At 68.7% G+C, this 26900-nt stretch carries 29 protein-coding genes; 14 read left to right on the top strand and 15 right to left on the bottom strand.

What is annotated here, in order from left to right; translation table 11 throughout:
- Window positions 1–90 precede the first annotated feature (90 nt).
- The gene (locus ACWELQ_RS01260) at window positions 91–987 is read left to right on the top strand and encodes an ABC transporter ATP-binding protein (RefSeq protein WP_452395015.1); all 897 of its coding nucleotides are present in this window, start codon (window positions 91–93) and stop codon (window positions 985–987) included.
- A complete protein-coding gene (locus tag ACWELQ_RS01255; RefSeq protein WP_452395014.1) occupies window positions 984–1832 on the top strand; it encodes an ABC transporter permease in 849 nt (282 codons plus the stop codon). Before ACWELQ_RS01260 ends, ACWELQ_RS01255 begins: the two co-directional genes overlap by 4 nt.
- 21 nt (window positions 1833–1853) lie before the next feature.
- Here ACWELQ_RS01255 and ACWELQ_RS01250 read toward each other — a convergent pair whose 3' ends face one another.
- Window positions 1854–2459, bottom strand: a complete 606-nt coding sequence (locus tag ACWELQ_RS01250) for a TetR/AcrR family transcriptional regulator (RefSeq protein ID WP_452395013.1) — start codon at window positions 2457–2459, stop codon at window positions 1854–1856.
- Window positions 2460–2564: 105 nt separating this feature from the next.
- Between ACWELQ_RS01250 and ACWELQ_RS01245 the strand changes: the two genes are divergently transcribed.
- From ACWELQ_RS01245 to ACWELQ_RS01225, 5 genes are all read left to right on the top strand, one after another.
- Window positions 2565–3212, top strand: a complete 648-nt coding sequence (locus ACWELQ_RS01245) for an FMN-dependent NADH-azoreductase (RefSeq protein WP_452395012.1) — start codon at window positions 2565–2567, stop codon at window positions 3210–3212.
- 1 nt (window position 3213) lies between these two features.
- Complete coding sequence (locus ACWELQ_RS01240; RefSeq protein WP_452395011.1) at window positions 3214–3534, top strand: DMT family transporter; 321 nt, start codon at window positions 3214–3216, stop codon at window positions 3532–3534.
- A 30-nt stretch (window positions 3535–3564) separates the two neighbouring features.
- Window positions 3565–4014, top strand: a complete 450-nt coding sequence (locus ACWELQ_RS01235; protein ID WP_452395010.1) for an SRPBCC family protein — start codon at window positions 3565–3567, stop codon at window positions 4012–4014.
- Between the two features lie 50 nt (window positions 4015–4064).
- Window positions 4065–4508 (top strand): OsmC family peroxiredoxin, encoded by a 444-nt coding sequence (locus tag ACWELQ_RS01230; protein WP_379354609.1) that lies wholly within the window; start codon window positions 4065–4067, stop codon window positions 4506–4508.
- 117 nt (window positions 4509–4625) lie between these two features.
- A complete protein-coding gene (locus tag ACWELQ_RS01225; protein WP_452395009.1) occupies window positions 4626–5891 on the top strand; it encodes a DUF418 domain-containing protein in 1266 nt (421 codons plus the stop codon).
- 17 nt (window positions 5892–5908) lie between these two features.
- Here the strand turns inward: ACWELQ_RS01225 and mhuD are convergent, their stop codons facing one another.
- Window positions 5909–6220, bottom strand: coding sequence for a mycobilin-forming heme oxygenase MhuD (mhuD, locus tag ACWELQ_RS01220; protein ID WP_452395008.1), 312 nt, complete (start codon window positions 6218–6220; stop codon window positions 5909–5911).
- 58 nt (window positions 6221–6278) lie between these two features.
- Between mhuD and ACWELQ_RS01215 the strand changes: the two genes are divergently transcribed.
- The 3 genes from ACWELQ_RS01215 to ACWELQ_RS01205 all read left to right on the top strand — a co-directional run bounded on the left by ACWELQ_RS01215 (window position 6279) and on the right by ACWELQ_RS01205 (window position 9158).
- Window positions 6279–7022, top strand: coding sequence for an alpha/beta fold hydrolase (locus tag ACWELQ_RS01215; RefSeq protein WP_452395007.1), 744 nt, complete (start codon window positions 6279–6281; stop codon window positions 7020–7022).
- A 79-nt stretch (window positions 7023–7101) separates the two neighbouring features.
- Window positions 7102–8274, top strand: a complete 1173-nt coding sequence (locus tag ACWELQ_RS01210) for an acyl-CoA dehydrogenase family protein (RefSeq protein WP_452395006.1) — start codon at window positions 7102–7104, stop codon at window positions 8272–8274.
- Window positions 8275–8345: 71 nt separating this feature from the next.
- Complete coding sequence (locus ACWELQ_RS01205) at window positions 8346–9158, top strand: enoyl-CoA hydratase/isomerase family protein (RefSeq protein ID WP_452395005.1); 813 nt, start codon at window positions 8346–8348, stop codon at window positions 9156–9158.
- Between the two features lie 33 nt (window positions 9159–9191).
- Here the strand turns inward: ACWELQ_RS01205 and ACWELQ_RS01200 are convergent, their stop codons facing one another.
- The 6 genes from ACWELQ_RS01200 to carD all read right to left on the bottom strand — a co-directional run bounded on the left by ACWELQ_RS01200 (window position 9192) and on the right by carD (window position 14085).
- The gene (locus ACWELQ_RS01200) at window positions 9192–9470 is read right to left on the bottom strand and encodes a DUF4190 domain-containing protein (RefSeq protein WP_452395004.1); all 279 of its coding nucleotides are present in this window, start codon (window positions 9468–9470) and stop codon (window positions 9192–9194) included.
- 135 nt (window positions 9471–9605) lie between these two features.
- On the bottom strand, window positions 9606–10589 hold the full coding sequence (gene rlmB / locus ACWELQ_RS01195) for a 23S rRNA (guanosine(2251)-2'-O)-methyltransferase RlmB (protein WP_452395003.1): 984 nt from the start codon (window positions 10587–10589) through the stop codon (window positions 9606–9608).
- 306 nt (window positions 10590–10895) lie between these two features.
- Window positions 10896–12296 (bottom strand): cysteine--tRNA ligase, encoded by a 1401-nt coding sequence (cysS, locus tag ACWELQ_RS01190; RefSeq protein ID WP_452395002.1) that lies wholly within the window; start codon window positions 12294–12296, stop codon window positions 10896–10898.
- Between the two features lie 69 nt (window positions 12297–12365).
- Complete coding sequence (ispF, locus tag ACWELQ_RS01185) at window positions 12366–12833, bottom strand: 2-C-methyl-D-erythritol 2,4-cyclodiphosphate synthase (RefSeq protein WP_452395043.1); 468 nt, start codon at window positions 12831–12833, stop codon at window positions 12366–12368.
- A 14-nt stretch (window positions 12834–12847) separates the two neighbouring features.
- Window positions 12848–13594: a 2-C-methyl-D-erythritol 4-phosphate cytidylyltransferase gene (gene ispD, locus ACWELQ_RS01180; protein WP_452395001.1), complete on the bottom strand. Its 747-nt coding sequence runs from the start codon at window positions 13592–13594 to the stop codon at window positions 12848–12850.
- Window positions 13595–13596: 2 nt separating this feature from the next.
- On the bottom strand, window positions 13597–14085 hold the full coding sequence (gene carD / locus ACWELQ_RS01175; protein WP_025346809.1) for an RNA polymerase-binding transcription factor CarD: 489 nt from the start codon (window positions 14083–14085) through the stop codon (window positions 13597–13599).
- Window positions 14086–14570: 485 nt separating this feature from the next.
- Between carD and ACWELQ_RS01170 the strand changes: the two genes are divergently transcribed.
- Window positions 14571–15218: a hypothetical protein gene (locus ACWELQ_RS01170; RefSeq protein WP_452395000.1), complete on the top strand. Its 648-nt coding sequence runs from the start codon at window positions 14571–14573 to the stop codon at window positions 15216–15218.
- 135 nt (window positions 15219–15353) lie between these two features.
- Window positions 15354–16754 carry a DNA repair protein RadA gene (gene radA, locus ACWELQ_RS01165; RefSeq protein WP_452394999.1) on the top strand — a complete coding sequence of 467 codons (1401 nt, stop codon included), beginning with the start codon at window positions 15354–15356 and terminating at the stop codon, window positions 16752–16754.
- A 123-nt stretch (window positions 16755–16877) separates the two neighbouring features.
- On the opposite strand, the gene ACWELQ_RS01160 is transcribed toward radA, so the two are convergent.
- Both ACWELQ_RS01160 and ACWELQ_RS01155 read right to left on the bottom strand, forming a co-directional pair.
- Window positions 16878–17537, bottom strand: a complete 660-nt coding sequence (locus tag ACWELQ_RS01160; protein WP_452394998.1) for a hypothetical protein — start codon at window positions 17535–17537, stop codon at window positions 16878–16880.
- Window positions 17538–17656: 119 nt separating this feature from the next.
- On the bottom strand, window positions 17657–18280 hold the full coding sequence (locus tag ACWELQ_RS01155; RefSeq protein WP_452394997.1) for a carbonic anhydrase: 624 nt from the start codon (window positions 18278–18280) through the stop codon (window positions 17657–17659).
- A 121-nt stretch (window positions 18281–18401) separates the two neighbouring features.
- On the opposite strand from ACWELQ_RS01155, the gene ACWELQ_RS01150 reads away from it, so the two are divergent.
- Complete coding sequence (locus ACWELQ_RS01150) at window positions 18402–19325, top strand: A/G-specific adenine glycosylase (RefSeq protein ID WP_452395042.1); 924 nt, start codon at window positions 18402–18404, stop codon at window positions 19323–19325.
- A 128-nt stretch (window positions 19326–19453) separates the two neighbouring features.
- Here the strand turns inward: ACWELQ_RS01150 and ACWELQ_RS01145 are convergent, their stop codons facing one another.
- The 5 genes from ACWELQ_RS01145 to kstR form a co-directional block, all read right to left on the bottom strand.
- A complete protein-coding gene (locus tag ACWELQ_RS01145; RefSeq protein WP_452394996.1) occupies window positions 19454–20329 on the bottom strand; it encodes a metal ABC transporter permease in 876 nt (291 codons plus the stop codon).
- A complete protein-coding gene (locus ACWELQ_RS01140; protein WP_452395041.1) occupies window positions 20329–21204 on the bottom strand; it encodes a metal ABC transporter ATP-binding protein in 876 nt (291 codons plus the stop codon). The genes ACWELQ_RS01145 and ACWELQ_RS01140 overlap by 1 nt, the downstream gene beginning before the upstream one ends.
- A gap of 303 nt (window positions 21205–21507) precedes the next feature.
- Window positions 21508–22437 (bottom strand): metal ABC transporter solute-binding protein, Zn/Mn family, encoded by a 930-nt coding sequence (locus tag ACWELQ_RS01135; protein ID WP_452394995.1) that lies wholly within the window; start codon window positions 22435–22437, stop codon window positions 21508–21510.
- 169 nt (window positions 22438–22606) lie between these two features.
- On the bottom strand, window positions 22607–25177 hold the full coding sequence (gene otsB / locus ACWELQ_RS01130) for a trehalose-phosphatase (protein WP_452394994.1): 2571 nt from the start codon (window positions 25175–25177) through the stop codon (window positions 22607–22609).
- Window positions 25178–25436: 259 nt separating this feature from the next.
- Entirely contained in the window at window positions 25437–26120 is a 684-nt protein-coding gene (kstR, locus tag ACWELQ_RS01125) for a cholesterol catabolism transcriptional regulator KstR (RefSeq protein WP_452394993.1), read from the bottom strand.
- Between the two features lie 190 nt (window positions 26121–26310).
- Between kstR and ACWELQ_RS01120 the strand changes: the two genes are divergently transcribed.
- The coding region (locus ACWELQ_RS01120; RefSeq protein ID WP_452394992.1) for an acyl-CoA dehydrogenase family protein at window positions 26311–26900 on the top strand (590 nt) is incomplete at its 3' end.

The raw sequence follows: 26900 nt of genomic DNA, 5'->3' as shown, positions 1-26900 counted from the left end.
CGTGTCGCGGCGAAATACGTCTAGATACGTATAGCCGATCACGCGCCGCGACGGATTATTTCCGAAGGGCGAGGGCGGATCGTTGGATTCATGAACGAAGCGATCGTGGTCACCGACCGGCTGACCAAACGCTACGGCTCCCACACCGCCGTGGACGCCGTGAGCATGAGCGTCCGCCGCGGCGAGATCTACGGATTCCTGGGCCCGAACGGGGCGGGCAAGACCACCACGCTGCGCATGCTGGTCGGATTGATCCGCCCCTCCGCCGGGACCGCCACGGTGGTCGGCACTCGGCCCGGCGATCCGGATGCCTTGCGCCGCATGGGCGTTCTCATCGAGGGCCCCGGCTTCTACCCGTATCTCTCGGGCCGCGACAACCTGCGCGTGCTGGCCCGCTACCGGGGTGTCGGCGACGACGCGGTCGACGACGCCCTGCGCCGGGTCGCGCTCAGCGGCCGTGGCAAGGACAAGTTCCGCACCTACTCCCTGGGCATGAAACAGCGGCTCGGCGTCGCGGCCGCCCTGCTGGGCAGTCCTGATCTGCTGATTCTCGATGAACCCACCAATGGCCTGGATCCGGCCGGCATGGCCGAGATGCGGGAACTCATCACCGGACTCGCCGCCGACGGGCACACCGTGGTGCTGTCCAGTCACCTGCTCAGTGAGGTGCAGGAGATCTGTGATCGCGTCGGCGTCATCTCCGGCGGGCGGCTGCTGACCGAGTCCACGGTGCGGGAATTGCGCGGCACCGCATCACTTCTCGTGCGGGCCGAGCCGCTGAGTGTCGCCTTCCCGGCGGTGCGGTCGGTGGTGGGGGAGCGCGGAGCCCTGTTGACCGCCGCCGGAATTCGCATCGACGCGGGCGCGGCGCAGGCCCCGATGGTGGCGCGGGCCGTGATCGAGGCGGGCGCTGATCTGCTGGAGCTGCGCAGCGACGAGAAGTCCTTGGAAGAAGTCTTTTTCGAGATGACGGAGACCGCGAAATGAGAGATCTGATCGCCAGCACCCGGGCCGAACTGCTGCGCCTGCGCGGCTGGCCCGCCTTCTGGATCGTGCTCGGCACCTGGATCCTGCTGAATCTGACCTTCGCCTACCTGTTCAACTACCTGGCCTATACGACCGGCAGCGCCACCCGGATGTCCAACGGGCTGCCGCGCGAGCTGCTCATGCAGCAGATGTTGCCGTCGTCGGTGCCGGAGGTGTTCACCCAGGGCATGGCCATGTTCGGGGGTGCGCTCATGCTGGTGCTCGGCGCGCTGGCGGTGGGCAGCGGCTACGGCTGGGGTAGTTGGAAAACCGCTCTCACGCAAGGGCCTTCGCGGGTGCACGTGATCGGCGCGGTGGTGCTGAGCCTGGCGCTGACGGTGGTGGCGCTGGTCGTGGTCGCCTTCGTGGTGGACACCGGTGTCGCCGCGCTCATCGCCGGGACCAAGGGGCAATCTCTGGCACTGCCTTCGGTCGGGCGGATCCTGCTCGGAATCGGCTCGGGCACAGCGATTCTGGGCATGTGGACGCTCGCGGGCGCACTGATCGGCGCGATCGCCCGGGGACCCGCGCTGGCGGTCGGCCTGGGCCTGGTGTGGGTGCTGGTGGTGGAGAACCTGTTACGTGGCGTGGCGGGGATCTTCGCGCCCATCCGGGCGGTCACCGATCATCTGCCGGGCACGGCCGCCGGTTCCCTCGCGGGTTCGCTGCGCACGGTGAGCGGCCCGGCCACCCCAGGCGTGCTGGACATCCTGTCCCGCCCGGCGTCGCTGCTGGTGCTGGCCGCCTACGCGCTGGCGTTCGCGGCGGGCACGATCTGGTTGATCCGCCGCCGCGACATGGTGTGAATCAGCCTGCGGCAGTGCCGATCAGGCCGCTGAAGGGCCCAGTACGCCTGCCGCCAGCCGCGCGAGCGCGGACTCGATCTCCGTGGAGGTCAGTCCGCGCTCCCGCTGGTGCCGGTAGACCTCCGCGGCGAGCGGCGCGAGCAGCGGGTCGACGAGCGAATCGGGCTGCGGCACACCGGCCGCGACCAGCAGCGAGCGCACGTGCACCGCCCAGAATTGGTAGGCCCCGGTGCGGAAGCGCGCACCCCCGGTCTCCGCGCCGAGCACCAGATGGGCATGGGTGTCCAGCAATTCGAGCATCGCGGCGTAGAACGCGGCCAAGCGCTCGGCGGGCGGCGCACCCGGCCCGAGCGGCGGCGCGCCGCGCAGCAGCTGTTCCTGGAGTGCCCGCTCGTGTTCGTCGAGCAGGGCGACGGCGATCGAACCGACATCCGGATACCGCCGATACAGCGTCCCCCGGCCCACCCCGGCGGCCTTGGCGACGTCGTCCATGGTGACGGTGCGCGGATCGCGGGTCGCGAACAACTCCGCCGCGGCCGCCAGCACCTTGGCCCGGTTGCGGGCCGCGTCGGCGCGTTCGACGGGTGCGGGCTGCTCGCCGAGCAGCGGTAGGGCGGGGGTGTCCATGCAGCTCACTGTAGCCTCCGAGGAATAAGTGGACATTGTGTCCGGTTGTGGATTAGCGTAGCCCACGTAAACGGACAGAACGTCCACTTGATTGGAGACCCGGCCATGACCACCCTGCTGCACCTCGACGCCAGCGCCCGCCGCACTTCGGTCAGCCGCCTGCTCGGCGCGACTTTCGCCGAAGCCTGGCGCGCCGAACACCCCGACGGCCGCTACGTGCACCGCGACCTGGCCGCCGACCCGATCCCCTTCATCGACGAGGGTTGGACCGAACTGTGCGACCGCGTGCTCGCCCACGGCAGCACCGACCTCGACGGACTGGCGGACCTCGTGGATTCGCCTGCGCAGCAACGCTCCTGGGAGATCGTCGAGCCGCTGCTGACCGAGGTTCGCGCCGCCGACGTCGTCCTGATCGGCACCCCGATGTACAACTACTCGATCCCCGCGAGCCTCAAGGCGTGGCTGGACCAGATCACCTTCCCGCGAATGTCGCTGGCCCCCACCCGTTTCGTGGTGGTCACCGCCCGCGGCGGCGCATACACGCCGGGCGCGCCCAAGGCGATCTACGACTATCAGGAGCGCTACCTGCGCGACTTCTTCGCGGGGCACTTCGCCGTCACCGACACGGTTTTCGTCAACGCCGAACTGGTCAACTCGCGCCACGATCCGGCGATGGCACACCTGCGCGACAAGCACGACGCGTCCTACGCCGCCGCTCTCGCCGCCGTCCGCGCCCTCGGTAAGGAGTACTGAAATGAACTGGCTCGTACTGGCTCTGGCCGGCGTGGTGGAGATCGCGTGGTCGCAGTCCATCAAGCCGACGCAGAATTTCACCAAGCCGCTGCCGACCCTGATCTGCTTCGTGCTCGCGGCGGTCGCGGTGTACCTGCTCTCCTACGCCATGCAGTCGCTGCCGGTGGGCACGGCCTACGCCATCTTCACCGGCATCGGCGCGGTCGGCGCGATCGCGCTCGGCATCGTGATCCAGAAGGATCCGCTCAGCGCGGGCCGGGTGCTGGCGCTGTCCATGATCATCGGCGGCATCGTACTGGCTCGGGTCACCAATCCCGAGTGACGGCGGTCGCGGCCGGTATCGTGCTCGCGCATGGACGTCGCCCCGATTCGGCCGCCGGATCTGTCTTCGCGCCCCTTCTTCCTGGGGGTGGAGCGCATCATGGCGGCCTCGCCCGACGAGCTCTACCGCATGTGCACCCGGCAACTCGGACTCTGGTTCGCCGACCCGGGATCGGTGCTCATGCACCGGCCCGCGGTGAACGAGACGTTCTTCTTCACCGCCGGTGGCGGTCGCCCGCACTACGGACGCTTCCTGCGCCTGGTGCCCGACCGCCTCATGGAAACGACCTGGGTGACCGGCGAGGGCGGCACCGAGGGCGCGGAAACCGTTCTCACCATTGAGATCTCACCCCACGGCGCGGGCAGCGCCCTGCTGCTGACGCATGCCGGGTTCCCGAACGCCGCCGCCCGCGACCGCCACGAGCAAGCCTGGCCGACCGTGCTCGAACAACTCGATCAGCGCGCCACCGCATCCGTCTGAGCGGAGTAGGTTCGAGCCCGTACCGCACCGAATTCTTCGAAAGGACAGTGATGCCCACACGTAGCGCGCGTACCTCGTGGTCCGGCGGCCTGCAGGACGGTTCCGGTCAGGTCGAGCTGGTCAGCTCGGGCGTCGGCAAGTACGACGTCTCGTTCCCGAAGCGCGCCGCCGACGACGCCGACGGCACCACCAGCCCGGAGGAGCTCATCGCCGCGGCGCACTCCTCCTGCTACTCGATGGCCCTCTCGGGTCAGATCGGCAATGCCGGCGGCACCGTGCAGAACCTGGACGTCACCGCCGACGTGACGCTGGGCCCGGATCCGGCGGGCGGCTTCCGGATCTCCAAGATCAAGCTGACCGTGGTCGGCAAGGCTTCCGGCATCGACGAGGCGGGCTTCCTGGCCGCCGCGCAGGCCGCCAAGGCGGGCTGCCCGGTCTCCAAGGCTCTGACCGGTGTCGACAACATCGAACTGGACGCCACCTTCGAGGCGTAGATCTTTCGGTTCCCGGCTGACCAATTGTTAGCCGGGAACTAACTCTTTCGTCTATTTCTTGTCTTTTGTCGACGAACAGCTCGGAATTCCTGTGCATCCCGGATTAGTTTCGAGGCCATGGAGTCATCGCTGTCGGTCGACGCATTGCCGAAATTGGATGCCACAGATTCGCTGCCGCGGGTGCTCGCGCTCGATGCGGCCCGCGGTATCGCGGTGCTCGGCATGTTCGCGGTGCACGTCGGACCGCAGCGGGACATGGCGGGCGCATCCTGGCTGACCGTCTTCGAGGGCCGCTCGGCGGCGCTGTTCGCCGTGCTGGCGGGGATATCGCTGGCGCTCATGTCCGGCGGCGCGCGGCCCGCCACCGGAATCGCCTTCCGCCGCAGCCTGATTCGCATCACGGCGCGAGCCGTTCTGGTCGCGCTGCTGGGCCTGGCGCTGGCGCAACTGCATTCCGGCATCGGGATCATGATCATCCTGAGCTATTACGGCCTGTTCTTCCTGCTCGCCCTGCCCGCATTGCGGCTGAGCGCCCGCGCGCTGGCCGTGCTGGCGGCGGCGTGGGCGGTGGCCGGACCGATCGCGTCGTTCGTGATCCGAAGTCACCTGCACCAGAACGCCTTCGGCGGCAACCCCACCTTCGAGATGTTCACCTCGTGGGAGGGGCTGCGGCAGGCCGGTGTGATGCTGACGCTCACCGGGGCGTACCCGGCACTCACCTGGATGCCGTTCGTGTTCGCCGGTATGGCGCTGGGACGCTGGGGAATTCGCACCCTACGGCCGCTGCCGATCATCGGTGTGGGCGCCCTGCTGGCCCTGCTCGGCTACGGCGGCTCGTGGCTGGCGCAGCATCCGCTGGGCGGGCGTGAGCACCTGATCGATCTGCTCACCCGGGGCATGGCCGAGGCGGGGGTCACGGACTTCGACCCGGGGATGATCATCGACCTGACCGGCTTCGGCACGGTGGCCACGACCAGCCCGTGGTGGCTGACCGTCGCCAACCCGCACAGCGGGACCCCGTTCGAAGTGTTCGGCGCGACCGGGACGGCCTTCCTGGTGATCGGCGCGCTGATGGCGCTGGTGCCACGGGCTGGAATCGCCTTGCGGCCCTTGATCGCCGCGGGCTCCTGCGCGCTGAGTCTCTATATCGCGCAGGTGGTGGCGGTCAGCGTGCTGGTGCCGATCCCGGACGGGCGCGCGCACGAACTGCCCGGTGGCATTCACGGTCCCGGCTGGCCGTTGCTGATCCTGCTGGCCGGAGGCTCGCTGCTGGCGGCGACCCTGTGGCGCGCGGTCTTCCGCCGCGGTCCGGCGGAATGGCTGCTGCATCGGATCACCCTGGGCCTCACGAACCTGCTGGTCCGCGAGACCCCGGGGCATTGATCAGGAATTCGCGCTGCTCAGGAGTTCTTGCCCGCCACATCCAGGACGACCTCGAACTCCAGCAGCGACGCGCCGGTCGCGACCGGCTTGCGGGCCTCACCCGCGTGCGCCTCGCGCGCCGGGCCGTCGCGCCACGCGGCGAAGGACTCCTCCGAATCCCACTGCGTGACAACGAAGTAGCGGTTGTCCCCGGAGACCGGGCGCAGCAGCTGGAAGCCCAGGAAACCGGGCGAGTTCTCCACGGCGTGCGCGCGGTGCGCGAAACGCTGCTCCAGCTCGGGGCCCGCGCCCTCGGGGACCTCGATTGCGTTGATCTTGACGACTGCCATGCTCCGGACCCTACTCCGCGCTCCCGAACCGGATTTCCGGGACGTATGGTCGGAATCGATGTTGTATGACGAGGGCGGCACCGGGACCCCGATCCTGCTGCTGCATGGGCTGATGGGCAGTGCCCGCACCTGGCGGGCGCAGCTGCCCTGGCTGCGGGAATTCGGGCACCTGTACACCTTCGACGCGGCCGGGCACGGACGCCCCGCCCCGGCCGAGCTCACCACCGAGGCGTTCGTGGCGGACCTGGCCGAGGCCACCGCGGCGATCACCGAACCCATGGTCGTGATCGGGCATTCGATGGGCGGGCTGCACGGCTGGATGTTCACCGCCGCGCATCCGAAGCGGGTGCGGGCCCTGGTGGTGGAGGACATGGCCCCGGACTTCCAGGGCCGCACCGCCGAGAACTGGGCGGCCGTGATTTCGGCTTGGCCGCAACCATTTCCGGACGAGGAGGCGGTGCTGGCCTTCTTCGGCCCGGTCGCCGGACGCTACTTCCTCGACTCGTTCCTGCGCGGCCCGGACGGCTATCGCCTGCACGGCGAGGTGCCGACCTTCAAGGACATCTCCGAGGAGTGGGGCACCCGCGACTTTTGGGCGCAGTGGAAATCCATCACGGTCCCGGCCCTGCTGCTGGAGGGCGAGCACACCATCACCCCGCCGGGGCAGATGGCCGAGATGGCCGCGGTCCATCCGGACGCCGACCACGTCGTCATTCCCGACGCGGGCCATCTGGTCCACGACGACCAACCGGCCGCCTACCGGGCCGAAGTCGAGTCGTTTCTGCGCCGCGTCCTTGTTTGAGGGCGGGTGCCTTCAGTCGGCCGGGGGTCCCGTCGTATGCTCGGCTCGAACGAGACCTTCTGACGGATGGTGACCAACGATGATCGACTTCTCGATTCCCGCCGACCTTGCTGCCGAACGTGATCGTGTTCGCCAGTTCGTCATCGACAAGATCGTCCCCTTCGAGCGCGATCCGCGCCTGACCGCGCACGGCCCGAACGACGAACTGCGGCAGGAGATGGTCGAGCTGGCGCGTGCCGAGAAGCTGCTCACCATCCAGGCGCCCGTGGAACTGGGCGGGCGCGGACTGACCCACGTCGAGCAGGCCGTGCTGTACGAGGCGGCGGGCTGGTCCACCCTGGGCCCGGTCGCCATGAACTGCGCCGCACCCGACGAGGGCAATATGTTCCTGCTGTCCAAGATCGCGAATCCGGAACAGACGCAACGCTTCCTGCAGCCGGTCATCGACGGCCACCAGCGCAGCGTCTTCGCCATGACCGAACCCGGCGGCGCGGGCTCCGACCCCAACCAGCTCGCCACCGAGGCCGTCTTCGACGGCGAGAACTTCACCGTCAACGGCCGCAAATGGCTGATCACCGGTGCGGACGGGGCCAAGACCTGGATCATCATGGCGCGCTTGGCCGCCAACCCGCACCTGCCCGAGGGCCCCACCCTGTTCCTCTGCGACGGCGACGCCGAGGGCATCGTGATCGAGCGGATCATGAACACCATGGACCGCAACTACGTCGGCGGCCACGCGGTGGTGAACTTCGAAAACCTGGTGCTGCCCAGGGAATCCGTGCTCGGCGAGACCGGACAGGCGCTGCGCTACGCCCAGCTGCGCCTGGCACCGGCGCGCCTCACCCACTGCATGCGCTGGCTGGGCGCGGCCGAACGGTCCCAGGCCATCGCCGTCGACTACGCCAAGACCCGCACCGCCTTCGGCAAGCCCATCGGCGAGCACCAGGGCGTGTCGTTCATGTTGGCGGACAACGAGATCGCGCTGCACCAGTGTCGCCTCACCATCTGGCACGCCTGCTGGCTGATGGATCAGGGCCACAAGGCCCGGCACGAGTCCTCCATCGCCAAGTCGTATGTCTCCGAGGAGCTGTTCAAGGTCACCGACCGCTGCGTGCAGGTGCTCGGCGGCATCGGCATCTCCGATGAGACCGTGGTGGAGATGATCTTCCGTGACATGCGCGCCTTCCGCCTCTACGACGGCCCCACCGAGGTGCACAAGTACGCCATCGGCCGCCAGCTCCTGCGCGGATAAAGCCGGGGGATCCTGCGGGATAACCCAAGCTCCCGGGCGTGCCGCCCCCGTCTTGACTAGGATTCTGAGCCATGAGTTCGGAACTGCACGTGGATGTCTCCGGTGGCGTCGCGGTGCTCACGCTCAATCGGCCCGCCCAGCAGAACGCCCTGACTCCGGCGATGGCGTCGGAACTCGGTGCGTCGCTGCGCCGCTGCGACAACGACGACGCCATCGGGGCGGTCGTCATCACCGGGACCGCGCCCGCGTTCTGCGCGGGCGCGGACCTGTCGCTGAAGGTCGGTGAGGTCAACGGCCTCATCGACCCGCCGCCGTTCAAGATCCGGAAACCGGTCATCGCCGCGGTGAACGGGCATGCGGTCGGCATCGGCCTCGAGATCGCTCTGCAATGCGACCTGCGCTACGTCGCCCGCGACGCGGTCTACGCCCTCAACCAGGTGCGCCGCGGCGCGCTCGCCGACGGTTTCGCGCACTGGACCCTGCCCCGGCTCATCGGCAGCGCCCGCGCCGCCGACCTGCTGCTCACCGGCCGCACCTTCGACGGCGACGAGGCGTACTCGCTCGGCATCGCCAACTCCTGCCTGCATGCCGCGGAAGTCCTGCCCACCGCGCTCGAGGTGGCCCACGACATCGCCCACGGCTCGGCCCCGCTGCCGGTGGCGCTGTCCAAGCGGCTGCTGTGGGAGGCGCCGACCATGGCCCCGGAAACGGTGGGCCGCTTGGAAACCGAACTCAACGACTATGTCGCCAAGAGCGCCGACGGTGGTGAGGGCGTGGCCGCCCTCAAGGATCGCCGCCCGCCCAAGTGGAGCGGTAGCGTCAGCGGCGAATGGCCGGCCTGGGACGCGGTGACCGGCGGCGAGCACCGGCCCGGATTGGACTGACGGACAGCGTCGGACCGACGGAGAGCGTGGCGATCAGGCGCGGCCGCTGATCGCCATCAGCAGGAACAGCACGCCGAGCACCACCATGAAGCAGGTCCCGACAATGCCGAGCAGATAGCCGACGAGCACCTGCACGCGGCCACCGAAGCGGCCCCCGCCCGCCTCGATGTCATTGAGCGCCCGCCGCCCCATGGCCCACGCGATCGGGCCCAGTGCGCCGCAGCAGAACACGCTGAGCGCCCCGAGCAGCAGGACGGCGGTTGCGTGCTCGTGCTCGACGGGGGAGCCGATGGGCGGTTGATCGAAGACCACCGCCCGAGTTTACGGGCGTTGGCACCTTCCCGGCAGGCTGACGCGCGGTCTTCGCTTGCGCCACTTGGTCATCGAGGCCCCTGGGGCCCCGAAACCAAATGGGCGACCGTCCGGTTCGGACCCGGCGGTCTCGACTCAGGCTCGGCGCTGCCGCGCCACCTCGGCGAGCACCACGCCCGCCGCCACCGAGGCGTTGAGTGATTCCACCGGTCCCGCCATCGGAATGCTCAGGATCGCGTCGCAGGTCTCGCGCACCAGGCGCGAGAGGCCCTTGCCCTCGGATCCGACCACGATGACCGTCGGTGCGCTGCCGTCGAATTCGTCCAGATGGGTGTCCCCGCCCGCGTCCAGGCCGACGATCTGATAGCCCTTGTTGGCCCAATCCTTCAGCGTGCGAGTCAGATTCGTGGCCCGCGCCACCGGAAGCCGCGCCGCCGCACCGGCACTGGTGCGCCACGCCACCGCGGTCACGCTGGCGCTGCGCCGCTGCGGGATCACCACGCCCTGCCCGCCGAAGGCCGCCACCGACCGAATGACCGCACCCAGATTGCGCGGATCGGAGATATTGTCCAGCGCCACCAGCAGCGCGGGCTCACCGGAGTTGTGCACCCGGTCCACCAGATCGTCCGGATGCGCGTACTTGTAGGGCGGCACCTGCAGCGCCAGTCCCTGATGCATGCCGTTGTGGCTCATCTTGTCCAGATCGGTGCGCGGCACCTCCAGGATCGAGATGCCGATCTCGGCCGCGATCTTCACCGACTCGGAGAGCCGATCGTCGTTCTCGGTGCCATTGGCGACATACAGCGCGGTCGCGGGCACGCCCGCGCGCAGGCACTCCACCACCGGGTTGCGGCCGAGCACCAGCTCCGGCCCCTCGTTGTCCTTGCGGCCCGCGATCGGCCGGGAGGCATTGCGCGACCGCGTGGTCGCGGCGCTCGCCTGCGCCTTGGCCTTCGCCTTCGCGCGCTTGGCGGCCACGTGATAGACCCGGTCCTCGGCCTTCGGGGTCGCCCCCTTGCCCTCGAGACCGCGGCGGCGCTGCCCGCCGGACCCGACGGTCTGACCCTTCTTGCTGCCGTCCTTGCGCGTCGCCCCGCGCCGCTGGGAATTGCCTGCCATCACTTCGCCTTCCGTCTTTTGCGGGTGACCCGCCTCGACCCGGCCGCGGGACGAACCCGCTCACGGTCGATCATGCGGGAAACCTGCCTCCGGTCGGCGCAGCTGATGGCTGCGCCCTATCAAAAACTCCGCGCTGCTGACTCAGCAGCGCCCCCGGACCGGTCACGAACCGTGCGACATTGCCGGAGGGACGCTAAGAATTGTGCCCCACCCTGGCCCGCGACCTCGAATTCGGTGGGCTCCGCCACACCGCGCGGGCCGACCCACGCGGTATGCGGGCGGGATTGTTCCGCTCGCGCGGATCGCCTACTTCTTGTCCTTGGACAGTGACCACTCCGCGCCCTGCGGAGTGTCGGTGACCTCGACGCCCGCGGCCTTGAGCCGGTCGCGGACAGCGTCGGCGGCGGGCCAATCCTTGTCCGCGCGCGCCTGCTGCCGCCGCTGCAACTCCGCGCCGATGAGGACATCGAGCGCGGCGATGGCCGCGGAATTGTCCGCGGGCGCCACCCAGTGCTCATCGAGCGGATCCACGCCGAGAATGCCCAGCATGGCCCGGACCTGCCCGGCCAGCAGCCGCGCGCCCGTGAGGTCACCGGCGTCGAGCACCTTGTTGCCTTCGCTCACGACGCCGTGAATCACGGCCAGCGCCTGCGGCACTCCGAGATCGTCGTTCAGCGCGTCCGCGAAAGCGGGCGTCCAGGTCCCGACCGGAACCGACCCGGCCCGCTCCAGCGTCCGCAGCACGAACGCCTCGATGCGCTGGTAACTGGTCGCGTACTCGGTGAGCGCCTCATCCGAATATTCGAGCTGCGAGCGGTAATTCACGCTGCCGAGGTAGTAGCGCAATTCGACCGGACGCACGCCGACCCGTTCCAGCACATTCGGAATCGAGAGCACATTGCCCAGCGATTTCGACATCTTCTCGCCGGACATGGTCACCCAGCCGTTGTGCAGCCAGTAGCGGGCGAACCCGTCCCCGGCCGCGCGCGACTGCGCGATCTCGTTCTCGTGGTGCGGGAAAACCAGATCCATTCCACCGCAATGGATATCGAATTCGGGACCCAGATAGAACTCGGCCATGGCCGAGCATTCCAGATGCCAGCCCGGACGCCCGGGACCCCACGGCGAGGGCCAGCTCGGCTCGCCCGGCTTGGCGGCCTTCCACAGCGTGAAATCGCGCGCGTCCTTCTTGCCCTGGCCCGCGCTCTCACCCTGGTGCACGTCGTCGAGCTTGTGCCCGGACAGCTGCCCGTAGGCGGGATAACTCAGCACGTCGAAATAGACATTGCCCGCCGACGCGTAGGCGTGCCCGCGCTCGATGAGCCGCTCCATCATCCCGACCATCTGGGTGATGTGCCCGGTCGCGCGCGGCTCGCCCGAGGGCGGCAGCACCCCGAGCGTCTCGTACGCGCGGTCGAAGGCTCGCTCGTGCGTGGCCGCCCACTCCCACCACGGGCGGCCGTGCTCGGCGGCCTTGTTCAGAATCTTGTCGTCGATATCGGTGACATTGCGAATGAAGGCGACATCGAAATCATTGGCGGCCAACCAGCGTCGCAGCACGTCGAAGGCGACGCCGCTGCGCACGTGACCGATGTGCGGGTTCCCCTGAACGGTCGCGCCGCACAGGTACACCGAGGCTTTGCCGGGGACCAGCGGAGTGAATTCACGCAGGGTCCGCGTCTCGGTGTCGAAAAGGCGCAGAGTCACGACGGGCATCCTAGCTGTTGGGAATGGGCGGATTACGGGCGCGTCAGGCCCGGCGACACCGCGGTGTCGTCAGGCCCGAAGACACAGCAGCGCGGTGGCGATGGAGGCCACGCCCTCGCCCCGGCCGGTGAGGCCCAATCCGTCGGTCGTGGTGCCCGACACCGAGATCGGCGCACCCAGAATCTCGCCCAATACCTCTTGCGCCTCGGCCCGCCGCGGACCGATTTTCGGACGATTTCCGATTACCTGTACAGCCGCATTGACAATGTCGAATCCGGCCTCATCCAGCAGCCGCCGGACTTCCTTCAACATGGCCGCGCCCGACACGCCCTGCCACTCCGGCCGGCCGGTGCCGAAAACCGCTCCGACATCGCCCAATCCGGCCGCGGACAGCAGTGCGTCGCACAGCGCGTGCGCCGCGACATCGCCGTCGGAGTGCCCTTCGCAGCCGCTGTCGCCCTCGAAGAGCAGACCCGCCATCCAGCAAGGCCGTCCGGGTTCGATGGGGTGCACATCGCTGCCGATTCCGGTGCGCAGGGCTCTCGGATCGATCACGGGGCGATCACCGCCTCGCGTGTCGTGTCCAGCCCACCTGCGGTGTCGGCGGTATCACGTCGGGCGGCAAGGGTATCGGCCAAGACCAGATCCAGCGGCGTGGTGATTTTGAAGGCCAGCGCGTCGCCGAGCACCGTCCGAACGGTCACCCCGAGCATCTCCACCAACCCCGCATCGTCCGTCGCCTGTGTACCCACAGCGTAGGCGGCGCGCAGCAGCTCGGCGTCGAAGCCCTGCGGAGTCTGGATGGCGCGCAACCCGGATCGATCCGGCGTGCCGGTCACCGCGCCCGCGGTGTCCACGGACTTGATGGTGTCGGTCACCGGCAGCGCGGGCACCACGGCCCGCGCGCCCGCGCGCAGTTCGTCGACCACGCGGGTGATGAGCGCGGGCGGAGTCAGGGCGCGTGCCGCGTCGTGCACGAGCACCAGGGTGGCCTCGGGTGCGGCGGCCAATCCGGCCCGCACGGAATCCGTGCGCTCGGCTCCGCCGGGGACCACGTGCACGGGTACGGCGGAGACGGGCAGCAGGGCGCGGGTCTCGGTGACGAGTTCGGCGGGCACCATAACCACAACATCGTCGACCGAGCCGGAATCTATCAATCCCTGGACCGCCCGAGTGAGCATGGGACTGCCGCCGACATGGACGAAGGCCTTCGGCTTGTTCTCACCGAGACGCACGCCCATACCGGCGGCAGGAACCAGAGCGACGACACGAGTGCCGTCGCCGGGTGTTGTTTTCACGGTCAGGAGGCCGCTGCGAGAACCTCGTCGAGCAGGGTCTCGGCCTTCACGTCGTCGGTACCTTCCGCGAGCGCGAGCTCACCGACGAGGATCTGACGGGCCTTGGCCAGCATCCGCTTCTCACCGGCGGACAGGCCGCGATCCTGCTCACGACGCCACAGGTCGCGAACGACCTCGGCCACCTTGTTCACATCGCCGGAGGCGAGCTTCTCCAGGTTGGCCTTGTAGCGGCGCGACCAGTTGGTCGGCTCTTCAGTGTGCGGAGCGCGCAGCACCTGGAAGACCTTGTCGAGACCTTCCTGGCCGACGACGTCGCGGACGCCGACATACTCTGCGTTCTCTGCGGGAACCCGAACGGTCAGGTCGCCTTGAGCGACCTTCAGGACCAGATACTCCTTTTGTACACCCTTGATGGTGCGGGTTTCGATAGCTTCGATCAGCGCCGCTCCGTGGTGGGGGTAAACGACGGTGTCTCCGACCTTAAAAATCATGTGTCCCGTGCCCCTTTCGATGTTCACAGTTTAACATGCGACTCGGTAACGGCGCGATCAACGGCGCAGGTCAGGGCCACAACGAGGCGGCGGCGGGGGTTGACAGAACGCGAATCGTGTGCATCCCGTTGTGGCATAAGGGGATAGCGCATCGCACTTGTCGCGCGCATATGCGAGTGCGTAGTTCGCATACGCGACCGGGCACGCTCCGAGCACCCTCGCATAAACGGCAATGCATCACTCGAGAAGTCGTCCGCAAATCTCTGTCATGCCCCCTGACACATCGCGCCCGGTCGCCTCGCCGGTCACGGTCGGGTATCCGGGCGAGTCTCGTAGGCCCCTCGATCAACTTGCGCCACGCGCGCGACATCGACTTGCGCCACGCGCGCGACACCGCCCGCGTGTAGCGCGGGGGGAGCCACGCATTACGCTCTCTGACTACTACTCTCCATAGTGGAGTTAGCCCGGTCGACATGGAGGACCCCGTGACTGCCCTGAAAGCCACCACTGCGTCGAAGCCGCGGCGGCGTGCCGTGACAGTTGCCGCACTCGCCGCGGGCGCGGTGCTCGCGCTGTCGGGTTGCGGCGCCGGTCAGGTCTCGCAGACCGCCACCCAGGTCGCCGCCGTCAACGGCAACAGCGCCAACGTCGGTTCCATCGCGCTGCGCGACGTCCGCTTCCTGCTGCCGCAGACCGAGGAATACAACAACACCAAGGGCGGCAAGGCCGTGCTCGCCTTCAGTGCCATCAACCTGAGCGACTCCAAGACCGACGAGCTGGTCGCCATCAACACCGACCTGGGCCAGGTCAAGCTGGCCGACAAGGTGGAGATCAAGCCGTCCAGCACGGTCGTCGCCGACAAGCCGACCGCCAAGGACGCCGCGAGCGCGGCCGCCGTGCACGACCAGAACGAGGGCCAGCCGGCCGGTGACAAGGCCGCCGACCCGGCGCTCAAGCCGATCCTGATCGAGGTCACCGGGCTGACCAAGGACGTCACCCCCGGCCTGACCTACCCGGTCACCTTCGTCTTCAAGCAGGCCGCCGAGACGGTCGTCGTGAACGTTCCGGTCGACGCCGGGCCGAACAACCCGCGTCAGGAGCCCGCCAAGCAGGAGCACAAGGGCGGCGAGTAGTCCTCGCACCGAACTTCGCACCGTGCCCGTCCCGGATGATCCGGGGCGGGCACGGTCGTATCCGGGCCCGGCAGCGTAACTTTCCGGCGGCGGTGTTGCCCGGGAGTGTCGGAGGCGCTCGTTAGGCTGCCCGGCGTGGCCAAGGTGAAATCGCTGTACCGGTGCGCGGAGTGCTCGCACGAGGTCGCGAAATGGGTTGGGCGCTGCCCGGATTGCGGCGGCTGGGGGACCATCGAGGAGGTGGCGTCCTCGTCGGCGGCGGTGGCCGTGGGGCGGCGGGCGATGTTGCCGAGCACGGCGGCCGTGCCGATCTCGGCCATCGATTCCAACAAGACCTTCGCGCGCGGCACGGGCGTCTCCGAACTGGACCGGGTGCTGGGCGGGGGGATCATTCCCGGGTCGGTGGTGCTGTTGTCGGGGGAGCCGGGGGTCGGGAAGTCGACGCTGCTGCTCGAGGTGGCGCATCGGTGGGCGCGGGCGCGCGACGAGATCGCGCTGTACGTCACCGCGGAGGAGTCGGCGGGGCAGGTGCGGTTGCGGGCGGACCGGACGGGGGCGGTGCACGACAAGGTGTACCTGGCCGCGGAATCGGATCTGGGCACCATTCTCGGGCATGTGGAGCAGGTGAAACCCTCACTGCTGGTGGTGGACTCGGTGCAGACCATGCTGGCCGCCGACGCGGACGGCGTGATCGGCGGTGTCACCCAGGTGCGTTCGGTGACGGCGGCGCTCACCTCGCTGGCCAAGGCGAGCGGGATCGCGGTGCTGCTGGTCGGGCACGTCACCAAGGACGGCGCGGTGGCCGGTCCGCGCACGCTCGAGCATCTGGTGGACGTGGTGCTGCAGTTCGAGGGGGACAAGCATTCGTCGCTGCGCATGGTGCGCGGCATCAAGAACCGTTTCGGCAGCACCGACGAGGTCGGCTGCTTCGAGATGCGGGAGGCCGGAATCCATTGCGTGGACGACCCTTCGGGGCTGTTCCTGCATCACCGGGGCGACGCGGTGCCCGGGACCGCGGTGACGGTCGCCATGGACGGCAAGCGGCCCATGCTGGGCGAGGTGCAGGGGCTCACCGTGGACACCCAGGCGCCCGCACCGCGGCGTGCGGTGAGCGGGCTGGACTACAACCGCGTTTCCATGGTCCTGGCGGTCCTGCAGAGCCGCGGGGGCGTGTTCGTGGGCAAGCAGGACGTGTACGCGGCCACGGTGGGCGGTATGCGGCTCACCGAGCCCGCCGCGGATCTGGCTGTCGCGCTTGCCATTGCCAGCGCCAGCCAGGATCTGGCGCTGCCCAGCGGGATGGTGGTGCTGGGCGAGGTGGGCCTGGCGGGGGAGGTGCGGCAGGTGACCGGGCTGACCCGCAGGCTCGCGGAGGCGGAGCGGCTCGGCTTCACCGAGGCATTGGTGCCGCCCGGGGTGGAACGGACCGGGCGCGGTATGAAATTGCACGAGGTCGCCGATATTCGTGCGGCGCTTGCGGTTACCGGATTGCGTCGCCGCAAGCGCGCCGACGTCCCGATGGAAATGGCTGAATAGCGACGCCCGATTTTCGCATCGATGAATTTCGAGAGCAGCTGAACGCAAAAAGAATCGGGGCGGAATCCGCTGGGATTCCGCCCCGATTCGGCATGTGCCGGATTACCGTGCGCCGGACTCTGTTCAGGCGATATTGAACGGTTCCGGAGCGCTGCGTACCGAACCGAGCTGGGCCACAACGGTGTACGGGCCCGCCGGGACGGGCACGCGATCGCCCGCGCAGCTGGGCTGCGAGGTCGAGCCCGACCAGGTGACGGTGAAGGCGGCCTGCTGGCCGGGGGCCAGGGTGCGCAGGTCGGGGGTGCCGTCCGGGAAGCAGTCGGTGCTGGACCACAGCTTGCGCTGGCCGTCGAGCGACTGCACCTGGACCAGTTGGAGGCCCGAGCCCATGTCGCGCTCGCAGGCGGCGCTGGAGATATTGGTGATGACGATGCCGAACTGCGGCTGGTCGCCGGTCTTGTAGGTGGGCTGCCCGACGGTGACCTTCACGGCCAGCGACTGGTCGGGGCACTGGCCCTGCGCGGCGGGAGCGGCCCCGGCGGAGGTGGAGCCGGAGGGCTTGGCGGAGCTGGGATCCGGCGCGCCCGAGGAGCTGCCGGCGGGCTTGGCCGCGGCGCTGGAGGTGGCGGCGGGCTTGGCGTCGGTCTTGTGGTCGCCACCGCCCTTCAACAGCGCGAAGGCAATCCAGATCACCAGCGCGAGCGCGATCACGATCGCACCGATCGCGGCCGCGCGGCGGCGCCAGTAGATCTCCGGTGGCAGTGGTCCGTTCGGTTCCAGCACGGTGACAACGGTAAGGGCACCGTCGGGATCACCCCGAGCAGGGTCTCGGCGTGTCGGACGTGAAAGCGACTACGGGGGCGGTAAATTCCGCCGCCCCCGGACGCAACCGGCAGACCGGACTAGACGACCTCGCCGATATTGCCGATGACGCGGTGCAGGTTGATCTCGCCGTCGCTGAGGTTGTAGGTGACGCAGGCGATGGCGCATTCGCCGGTGGCCACGCGCTGAGAGATGATCATCGACCGCTGCATGAGCAGGCGGGCGGTCTCCTCGACGTGGCGGGCCTCGAGCTCGTCGACCTCGGACAGGCCCTCGCGGCGGCCGATGAGGATGGACGGGGTGACCTTCTCGACGACCGAGCGGATGAAGCCGCCGGGCACATTGCCGTGGTCGAGGGCGTCGATGGTGGCGCGGACCGCGCCGCAGCTGTCGTGGCCGAGCACGACGATCAGCGGCACCGACAGCACCTGCACGCCGTATTCGATGGAACCGAGCACCGAGGAGTCGATGACGTGGCCCGCGGTGCGGACCACGAACATGTCGCCGAGGCCCTGGTCGAAGATGATCTCGGCGGCGACGCGGGAGTCGCCGCAGCCGAACAGGACTGCGGACGGCTGCTGGCCGGCGACGAGCTTGGCCCGGTCGATGGCGCCCTGGCCGGGGTGCTGCAAGGTGCCGTTGACGAAGCGTTCGTTGCCTTCGCGCAGGGCTTTCCAGGCACTGATCGGGTTGTTATGCGGCATGTGTCCCATTTTCCATAGCCAAGTGGTTACCGGCGAGTCTGGATCGTTACGGTCCGGCAAAGACCCGCTTACCGCGTGACCGTGCACCCGGTGAGCCGCGCTGATGACCGGCCCCGCCGACATGGATACCATCGCGCGTGGCGGCGCGCGGGAGATTTCCCGCCGGGAGGAGACGGAATTGGATAGCGACGCGCTCATCGACTGGTACGGCGAGACCGCTCGTGACCTGCCGTGGCGACGGCCGGGGGTCACCGCGTGGCAGATCCTGATGAGCGAGATCATGTTGCAGCAGACGCCGGTGGTGCGGGTCGAACCGATCTGGCGGGAGTGGGTGGCCAGGTGGCCGGTGCCGTCGGCGATGGCGGCCGAGACGCAGGGCGAGGTGTTGCGCGCGTGGGGGAAGCTCGGGTATCCGCGGCGGGCGATGCGGCTGCACGAATGCGCTCGGGTGCTGGCCGAGCAGCACGGTGACGAGGTGCCCGCGGATGTGGATGTGCTGCTGAGCCTGCCGGGCATCGGCGCGTATACCGCGCGGGCCGTGGCGTGCTTCGCTTACGGACAGCGAGTTCCGGTGGTGGACACCAATGTTCGCCGAGTAGTTGCCCGTGCGGTGCACGGCAGGGCGGACGCCGGGAACCCGGCAAACCGGGATCTGGCCGAGACCGAGGCGCTGCTCCCGGCCCGGGTCGATCGGGCGGCGGTCATGTCGGCCGCGTTGATGGAGTTGGGTGCGCTGATCTGCACCGCCCGCACGCCGGACTGCGAGCGCTGCCCGTTGCCGAGTTGCGCGTGGGTGACGGCGGGCCGTCCGGTCTCGGAAATCGTTCGCCGGGTGCAGAAGTACGAGGGCACCGATCGGCAGGCGCGTGGGCGGCTGCTCGATGTGCTGCGGGACGCGACGGGTCCGGTGGAGCGAGTGCGCCTGGACCTGGCCTGGACCCGTGATCCGGGCCAGCGTGACCGCGCACTGGATTCGCTGTTGGTCGACGGGCTCATCGAGCAGACGGCGGACGGGCTGTTCGCGTTGGCGGGCGAGGGCGGCTGACCCCGCGAACGCCCCTCCCGGCCGAGGGGTTGAAAGTGCCGGGAGGGGCGCGCCGGGGCGATCTATCGCCCCTCATGCGATAGATCGCGGATTCGCGTAAAAGCGAAACTCAGGCGGCCGAATTGGACTCAGGCGGCGACGAGGACTCTGCGGCGATTGCGGGTGCGCGAGCCCACCACCCGGCAGATCAGGTAGATCGAGAACGAGATGGTGGTGACGAAGGTCGAGATCGGCACGCCGGGGGCCAGCGACAGCAGAATGCCGCCGACGGCGGCGATCTCGGCGAACACGATCGAGAGCACCGCGACCCGGACCGGGCTGGCGGTCAGCTGGGCGGCCGCGGCGGCGGGCGTGATGAGCAGCGACAGCACCAGCAGCGCGCCGACGATCTGCACGCCGAAGGCGGCGGTCACGCCGAGCAGCACCGCGAACACGATGGCCAGCGCCCGCACCGGAACCCCGCGCGCCACCGCCACTTCCGGATCGGAGCTGGCGAACAGCAGCGGACGGTAGATCGCGGCGAGCACCACCAGCACGGCGGCGGTGCAGGTGGCCAGCAGGCCCAGACCGGAGTTGCCGACGCTCACCACCTGGCCGGTGAGCAGCGAGAATTTGGAGCCCGCGCGTTCGGGGCCGAGCCACAGGAACAGCACCGACAGGCCGAGGCCGAAGGACAGCACCACGGCGATGACCGAATCGCGTTCGCGGGCACGGGAACCCAGCACGCCGAACAGGACGGCCGCCACCACGGAACCGAAGATCGCGCCCACGCCCACGCCGACACCGGCCAGCAGGGCGGCGGCCGCGCCGGTCAGTGAGAGTTCGCTGGTGCCGTGCACGGCGAAGGACATCTGGCGGCTGATGATGAGCGGGCCGATGGCTCCGGCCAGCAGGCCGAGCAGTGCGGCGGCGATGACGGCCTGCTGCACGAAGTCGTAGGACAGCAGATGCGCGGTGGTCGACACGTCGAACATCTGCGAGAACAGCTTGGAGAGCTTTTCCATTACGCCCGCACCTCTTTCGGGTTCTCGCCGTGGCAGTGCGCGGCTCCGGACTCGCCGAGCGCGTCCATCGCATCACCGGTGCCGACAACCACCAGACGGCCACGCACACGCAGGACATCCACCTGGGTGCCGTAGAGCTCCGACAGCGTCTCGGAGGTCATCACCTCGTCGGGCGTGCCGATCCGGAACTGCCCGTCCACCAGGTACAGCACCCGATCCACCAGCGGCAGAATGGGATTGATCTCGTGTGTCACGAAGAGCACGGCGGTCTCGTGGCTGCGCCGCCGTTTGTCGATGAGCTCGGACACCAGCCGTTGATTCGCCAGATCCAGTGACAGCAGGGGCTCGTCGCACAGCAGGACCTTGGGATCACCCGCGAGGGCCTGCGCCACTCGCAGTCGCTGCTGCTCGCCACCCGAGAGCGCGTCCAGTGGCGCGTACGCGAACTTCTCCGCACCGACCGCCGAGATCGCCTCGGCCACTTTCCGTTTGCGTTCCTTACGCCCCCGGAATCCGATTCCCCACCGGTGACCGTCGACCCCCAGCCCGACCAGATCGACCCCGCGCAACTGAGCCCCGCCCTCGATGGTCTTCTGCTGCGGCACGTACCCGATGGCCGGATTCCCCAGCCGCGCAGGCCCTCCCGCGACCTCGGCGGTCCCCGCGCTCAACGCCACCTGGCCCAGCAGCATCCGCAGCATGGAGGTCTTCCCGGATCCGTTGGGCCCCAGCACCGCGATGAACTCCCCGGCCGCGACCTCGAGATCCAGCCCCTCCCACAGCGTCCGCTCCCCGAACGACAACCGGGCCCCGGATAGTCGCACCGCGGGCAGGCCGGTCTCGTTCGACTCGGTGGTGACCGGCGGAGTCGAGATCGTCTCTGCCGCTGTCGATGTGGAGGGAGTGTCCGCGCGGGACGCGCGACCCGAGGAGATGCGGGGGCGCGCACCGGTCGGGGAGCAACCGGGCTTGGGCGCGGTGACGCCGGAGTCGGTTGCCGGTGCGGGGTTGGCGGTCATGGTGGTACTCCCGGAGGCGGTGGTGGCGCGGGTTGTGGCGGAACGGGTTTCGGAGACGGCGGTGCCGCCGGGCACGGGGTGGGCGCTCGGCGGCATCGGGGTGGTCCGGTCGTTCAGCGGGGGTCCTTCAACTAGACGGGAACGCGGTGGTGGAGGTGGTTATGCCAGGGCTTTGGCGAGGGCGTTGGCGTTGTCGGTCATCCAGGTGATGTAGTCCTTGCCCGCCGGGAGGGTTTCGGTGACCTCGACGACGGCGACGCCGGACTTGTCGGCGGTGGACTTCAGGTCCTGGGTGATCTTGTCCTCGGTCTGGATGTTGTAGACGAGGGCGCGAACCTGCTTGCCGGTCAGGAGGTCTCGCACGGCGGCGACGTCAGCGGGGGCCGGGTCGGTGCCCTGTTCGATGGCTTCCTGGAAGGCGTGCGGGGTCTTGTCGTCGGCCTTGGCGGCGGTCAGCATGTAGGCGGCCAGGGGCTCGGTCTGCAGGACCGGCTGATTCGGGTGGTCGGCGGCGATCTTCGCGGTGATGGCCTCGATGGGGGCCAGCTTGGCGGCGAAGGCGGTGGCGCGATCGGTGTATGCCTGCTTGTGATCCGGGTCGATCTCGCCGAGGGCGTCGGCGATGTGCGCGGCGATGTGGCCGACCTCGTGCACGTCGTACCAGATGTGCTCGTTGGCCTCGTGCGAGTGGGTGTCGGCGGCGGGATCCGTTGCGGCCGATGCGCTTCCGTGGTCGTGTCCCGCGACGTCGAAGGCGTTGACGACGGTCTTCGACTTACCGGCGATGGCCTTTTCGATGAACTCGTCGTAGTGGCCGCCGTTGTAGACGACCAGCTTGGCGTCGGTGATCTTGGCGGCGTCGGCGGGGGAGACCTCGAACGAGTGCGGGTCGACCTTCGGATCGTTGATGATCGATTCGACCTTGACGTCCGGTCCGGCCACGGCCTTGGTGATGTCGCCCCAGACATTGGTAGAGGCGACGACGGTGAGTCCGTCGGAGCTCGTGGAGCTGCCGCAGGCGGTCAGGGTGGCGACGGTCGCGAGTCCTGCGGCGAACACGGCGAATCCTCGGGCGAAGCTTTTGGTCACGCGGGTTACTCCTGAACGGCACTACGGGCTTACTAGAAACGAAAACGATTGCCATTTGAATGTAGCGCAAACGACCGTTAGGCCCCTAGCCCGTTTCCGGAGATGTGTCCCGCGACACGAAAGGCCCGGAGAGCGAGCCGCTCTCCGGGCCTTTCTTATGCATGAATCGCTACGTCAGCGCGGCCACCGGCTGGCTCAGCAACTGCGCGCAGCGCAGCAAACCGAGGTGGCTGTACGCCTGCGGGTGGTTGCCGAGCGAGCGTTCGGCGACCGGGTCGTACTCCTCGGAGAGCAGACCCGTCGGTCCCGCGACATCCACCAGCTGCGCGAACAACGCTTCCGCGTCCTCCCGCTTGCCGATCAGCAGATACGCCTCGACCAGCCAGGCCGCGCACAGGTGGAACCCGCCCTCGCCGCCGGGCAGCCCGTCGTCGTGGTGGTACCGGTACACGGTCGACCCGCTGCGCAGCTCGGCCTCGGTCGCCACCACGGTCGCCGCGAAGCGCGGATCCGAGGGTTCGATGAGCCCGGACAGCCCGATGTGCAGGGTCGCGGCGTCGAGGTCGGTGCCCTCGTAGGCCGCGGTGTAGGACTGCACCTCGTCGTTCCAGCCCTCGGTCTTGACCTCGTCGGAGATGGTGTCGCGCAACGTCTCCCACTCGGGGTCGACGGGTCGCCCGAACTGGCGGGCCAGCGTGAGCGCCCGGTCCACGGTGAGCCAGCCCATCACCTTCGAGTACACGTGGTGGCGCGGATTGCCGCGGATCTCCCAGATACCGTGGTCGGGTTCGCGCCAACGGCGCTGCACCGCGGACACCATGGCGTGCACCAACTCCCAGTCCATATCCGGCAGCGCCTTGGCGGGATCGTTGATGCCCTTGCGTTCCCGCGCGTGGGCCAGCTGGGAGATGAGGTCCACGATGGGACCGAACACGTCCAGCTGGACCTGCATGTTCGCCGCGTTGCCGACGCGGACCGGACGCGATCCGGCGTAGCCGGGCAGCTGGTCGATGACGGCCTCGGGCGGCAGGGTTTCGCCGTAGAGGGTGTAGAGCGGGTGCAGCCGTTCGGGTCCGGGCAGGGTCTCGAGCACCCGGTGCACCCAGGCCAGCAGGTCCTCGGCCTCGCCGAGCGAGCCCAGCGAGACCAGCGCGGACGCGGTCAGCGAGGCATCGCGCAGCCAGCAGTAGCGGTAGTCCCAGTTGCGCACGCCGCCGATGTCCTCGGGCAGCGAGGTGGTGGCGGCCGCCAGGATGGACCCGGACGGCGCGTGCACCAGACCGCGCAGGGTGAGCGCCGAACGCTTCATGAGATCGGGCTTGAGCGGCGGCAGTTCGAGGGTGCCGACCCATTGCGCCCAGTAGCTCTCGGCGTCGCGGCGACGGTCCGACTCGGGCCGCATGGCGGGTGCGAGATCGGAGGTACCGCAGCGCATTTCGAGCACGATCGGACCCTGGCGCGGGTCGACCACGGCGTGCGCGGTGTGGTGGTTGCCCTCGTCGATGATCTCCCATTCGACGCCGGGGGAGCGCAGCACGATGGGATCGTTGGTGCCCTCCACCTTGAGGCCGCCGGTGGCGTGCACCAGCCGCACCGGCACCTGCCCGAATTCCGGGCGGGGTGCGAAGGTGATGACCGCCCGCGCGTCACCGGTGATGACGCGGGTGAGGTCGGTGCGTTCGGGCACCACGTCGTGCGGCAAGTAGTCGACGACCTGCAAACTGGACCAACGGGTTTCGACGGTCATGGTGCCGTCGACATAGCGCTGGGACAGCGGCAGGCTCGCCCGCTCGGGCTGAATCGTGAAGTGCCCCGCGCCCGGTCCGCCCAGCAGGTGGGCGAAGACGGCGGCGGAGTCGGGTTCGGGATGGCACAGCCAGGTGATGGTGCCGTCGGGGGTGACCAGGGCCTTGGATCGCGGGCTGGCCAGCATGGTCAGCCGTTCGATTCGAGGGGCGCTGGCACCTGCCAACCACGTGCGGCGCTCCTCGAGTAGGAACGCCAGCGCCTTCGACACCTCCTCGGTGCTGGCCACGCGGTACTCCGCGAGGGATTCGCCCTCGCCGACCTTGATGCCGACATCCGGTCCCGAAAGACGTTTGAACGCCTTCTCATCGGTGACGTCGTCGCCGATGAACAGGGCGGCGGAAGCGCCCTGCTGATGCCGGACGATATCGAGGGCCGCGCCCTTGTCGGTTTCGACGACGGCGAGCTCGATCACCTCTTTACCCTCGGTCGTCTGCACGCCGACCCAGGCCGAGGGTCCCTGCCGCACCGCGACCAGTGCGCGACGGCCGATTTCGGGGCTGGCATTGCGGACGTGCAGGGCCACGCTGGCCGGTTTTATTTCTACGGTAGCGCCAGGATTGTCCTGAGCGATCTGGGTGAGAGTCGTAGTGACCTCGGCCAGTAGCTGTTTGGCGTCGTTATCGATGGCGTGCACGAAGCCGACATCGAATTCCGAACCGTGGCTACCGATCAGCTGCACCTCGACGGGCAACCGGGACAGGGCCGCGAGATCGCGCAGGGCGCGACCGGAGATCACGGCGGCGGTGGTTCCGGTGAGTCCGGCGAGAGCGCGCAGGGCGCTCACCGACTCCCGATGGGGATAGGCCTTTGTCGGGTCGGAGACGATGGGCGCGATAGTCCCGTCGTAGTCCGAAGCAACCAGCAACCGAGGCACGCGGGCGATGGCCGACAGGGCACGGCGAAGTTCCAGTGACAAATCCTGTGCGCTCACGCATCCAACCTAATGATCGGAGGAGATTTTTCAGGGCGCGAGTGATGCTACTGGGTCTTGGTTGCCCGCTTGTGTGTGCGGTGATACATAGCGTTTACAAGACACTTCCGCGGCGTTCACCGGTTTTGTGAGACTCGCGCGGCCTACTCGTGGTTAACCCCGCTTGACCAGCGGCGTTCCAGCAAACCAAACAGGGTTGCCCAGATCTCCGGACCGGGCAACCCTGTTCATGATTGGCGAACGCACACAGGCGTTTGCCTCACTCCTTGAAGTGGTCGGCTCCGCCGATGAGCAGATCGACGGTCAGCTCGAGGCGCTCGGTGACGTCCGTGGCGGAGGCGCGGCGGGTGAGCCAGGCGACCAGGTTGGAGAGCCACACGTCGGAAATGACTCGGGCGATGGCCAACTGGCGGTCGGAGGGGACCTCGTCGGACAGGGCCCGGGCGAAGAAGCGGTCCATCACCTTGCCGACGCGATCGACCTCGGCGGCCGCGGAAGCGTCGGCGAACATGAAGGCGCGCGTCATGGCCTCGGTGAGCAGCGGGTCGCGCTGCATGGCCCGGGTGACCTGGGTGAGCAGCAGGTGCATGCGCTCCTGCGGGGTGGCGCCGGCCAAAGGCTTGCGGCGACCCTCGAACTGCTCGAATTCCCGGGCCAGGGCGGACACCAGCAGGTGCACCTTGGAGGGGAAGTACCGGTAGAGCGTGCCGACCGCGACATCCGCGCGTTCGGCGACGGCTCGCATCTGGACCGCGTCGTATCCGCCCTTGGAAGCCAGCGCGAGGGTGGCGTCGAGGATGCGCTTGCGCCGGTCGCGCTGCGCAGCCGAGCTCAGGTCCTCCTCGCTGAGGGTGGTGACGGGTGCGGTCCGTCCGCCGGGCGCCGACGCGGTGCGTCCACTATCGGCACCGTCGGCGGCCTGCGATCGGGAGGGACTGGCCATCGGTTGAAAGTCCTTTCCTGCACACGAGTTCGTACCGCGACCGGACGGCGCTTGACTTCAGCCCGGCTCGAACATTAGAACATGTTCTAGGAGCTCGAGTCACGCCGGAAAGGCGGTATGGAGTGTGACCATAGCCACCACTGACGAGCATAAAGCCGTCCAGGAGTCGATGCGTGGATGGGCAGCCGCGGTGCGCCCAATTGCAACCCTGCGTTCCAGCGCAGCACCAGAAGGGGGTTCCAGTGCCCCGGAATTCTGGCGCGAATACTGGCCGCGCCTGGCCGAACTCGGAATTTTCCGGGTCGCGGTGCCGGAGGAGGCCGGGGGCGCGGGTGGGACCGTCGGGGATCTGGCCGTCCTGATCGAACAGGCGGCGCACGACCTGGTCGGCGGACCGGTGCTCTCGACGGCTTTGGCGGGTCTGGTGACCGGCGAGGCGCTCGATGAGATTACGCCATGCGGTGTCGCTCTCACGGGCGAAATCGCAATATCGGTGGGCGAATCCGGGGTTCTGGTGTCCGGTGAGTGGGACTCGGTCGCGGGTGCCGCGCCGGGAACCGCGGTGCTGGTTCCGGTGCGCGACGGCGAGCGTCACCTGTGGGCGCTGATCGATGCCGACGCCCCCGGGCTGCGCGTGGAACCGCTGGCCGGACTCGATCCGAGCGTGCCGCTGGCGAAGGTGGTCTGCGCCGACGTCGCGGTGCCCGCCGATCGGCTCTTCGCGCCGGAGTTCGACGTGCTCGACGCGGCCGCCACGCTGGCCGCCGCGGAGCTCGCGGG

The sequence above is a fragment of the Nocardia sp. NPDC004722 genome (assembly GCF_053601505.1).
This window is presented reverse-complemented; position numbering and strand designations above follow the sequence as displayed.

Excerpts from the sequence above, each read along its gene's own strand:
- ACWELQ_RS01260 (WP_452395015.1), top strand. The coding sequence starts at position 91 with ATGAACGAAGCGATCGTGGTCACCGACCGGCTGACCAAACGCTACGGC.
- ACWELQ_RS01255 (WP_452395014.1), top strand. The coding sequence starts at position 984 with ATGAGAGATCTGATCGCCAGCACCCGGGCCGAACTGCTGCGCCTGCGC.
- ACWELQ_RS01250 (WP_452395013.1), bottom strand. The coding sequence starts at position 2,459 with ATGGACACCCCCGCCCTACCGCTGCTCGGCGAGCAGCCCGCACCCGTC.
- ACWELQ_RS01245 (WP_452395012.1), top strand. The coding sequence starts at position 2,565 with ATGACCACCCTGCTGCACCTCGACGCCAGCGCCCGCCGCACTTCGGTC.
- ACWELQ_RS01240 (WP_452395011.1), top strand. The coding sequence starts at position 3,214 with ATGAACTGGCTCGTACTGGCTCTGGCCGGCGTGGTGGAGATCGCGTGG.
- ACWELQ_RS01235 (WP_452395010.1), top strand. The coding sequence starts at position 3,565 with ATGGACGTCGCCCCGATTCGGCCGCCGGATCTGTCTTCGCGCCCCTTC.
- ACWELQ_RS01230 (WP_379354609.1), top strand. The coding sequence starts at position 4,065 with ATGCCCACACGTAGCGCGCGTACCTCGTGGTCCGGCGGCCTGCAGGAC.
- ACWELQ_RS01225 (WP_452395009.1), top strand. The coding sequence starts at position 4,626 with ATGGAGTCATCGCTGTCGGTCGACGCATTGCCGAAATTGGATGCCACA.
- mhuD (WP_452395008.1), bottom strand. The coding sequence starts at position 6,220 with ATGGCAGTCGTCAAGATCAACGCAATCGAGGTCCCCGAGGGCGCGGGC.
- ACWELQ_RS01215 (WP_452395007.1), top strand. The coding sequence starts at position 6,279 with ATGTTGTATGACGAGGGCGGCACCGGGACCCCGATCCTGCTGCTGCAT.
- ACWELQ_RS01210 (WP_452395006.1), top strand. The coding sequence starts at position 7,102 with ATGATCGACTTCTCGATTCCCGCCGACCTTGCTGCCGAACGTGATCGT.
- ACWELQ_RS01205 (WP_452395005.1), top strand. The coding sequence starts at position 8,346 with ATGAGTTCGGAACTGCACGTGGATGTCTCCGGTGGCGTCGCGGTGCTC.
- rlmB (WP_452395003.1), bottom strand. The coding sequence starts at position 10,589 with ATGGCAGGCAATTCCCAGCGGCGCGGGGCGACGCGCAAGGACGGCAGC.
- carD (WP_025346809.1), bottom strand. The coding sequence starts at position 14,085 with ATGATTTTTAAGGTCGGAGACACCGTCGTTTACCCCCACCACGGAGCG.
- ACWELQ_RS01155 (WP_452394997.1), bottom strand. The coding sequence starts at position 18,280 with ATGCCGCATAACAACCCGATCAGTGCCTGGAAAGCCCTGCGCGAAGGC.
- ACWELQ_RS01150 (WP_452395042.1), top strand. The coding sequence starts at position 18,402 with ATGGATACCATCGCGCGTGGCGGCGCGCGGGAGATTTCCCGCCGGGAG.
- ACWELQ_RS01145 (WP_452394996.1), bottom strand. The coding sequence starts at position 20,329 with ATGGAAAAGCTCTCCAAGCTGTTCTCGCAGATGTTCGACGTGTCGACC.
- kstR (WP_452394993.1), bottom strand. The coding sequence starts at position 26,120 with ATGGCCAGTCCCTCCCGATCGCAGGCCGCCGACGGTGCCGATAGTGGA.